Annotated in this window: 2 protein-coding genes; both read right to left on the bottom strand. The window is 65.5% G+C overall.

Annotation, left to right across the window (positions count from 1 at the left end; translation table 11 throughout):
- Positions 1-202 (bottom strand): hypothetical protein (locus SB4_RS20230; RefSeq protein WP_206598026.1); only part of this gene is annotated, 202 nt, incomplete at its 3' end.
- The coding region (locus SB4_RS17595; RefSeq protein ID WP_241488677.1) for a terminase TerL endonuclease subunit at positions 199-551 on the bottom strand (353 nt) is incomplete at its 5' end. The genes SB4_RS20230 and SB4_RS17595, both read right to left, overlap by 4 nt.

Here is a 551-nt window from a genome sequence, read left to right as displayed (position 1 = left end):
CCGCCGCGACGCGCGCGGCCGTCTCTGCCGTGTTCGCCTCGGTTGTCTGACCGGAGATGATGTTCCAGACCTCATCACCGAAGAACCGACCATCGGTGACGTTCGACGGGGCAGGGCGGCCGGGCAATGGAGCTGCCGCATAATGACCCTCGGAGGTGTTGAACCCGCGACGGGTTCGGACATAGCTGTCTGGTCCCGTCACAAAATCACCATCCCACGTTCGTTGTAGACGAAGCCGCCAGCGGCCTCTGGGTTGAGGGTCATCAGCATCGCGGCGGAGAACATCGCCGCAGCAGGATCGATCTTCGCGCTGGGCGACTGCTTCGTGATCGCGACGCCGTTGGCACCGCGCGGCTCTTGCTTCACGTTGCCGATGCACCACGTCATCAGCTGCGTTCCCGCATGGCGAACCGTCCGGGCGGCGCATTTACGCGCCAGCCCCTTGATCGCGCTGTTCAGTCGCCAGCCCTGCGGAATGGCCTTCAGCATCTCCGGCGGGAAGCCCGCGTCCGACAGCTCGTCAACGATCGCCGCGACGCCGGCCGGGTCAA

Origin of the sequence: Sphingomonas sanguinis (genome assembly GCF_001476905.1) — a bacterium.
Classification (GTDB): domain Bacteria; phylum Pseudomonadota; class Alphaproteobacteria; order Sphingomonadales; family Sphingomonadaceae; genus Sphingomonas; species Sphingomonas sanguinis_B.
The sequence above is the reverse complement of the archived record's forward strand: the minus strand, read 5'-3'. Positions and strand labels throughout refer to the sequence as shown.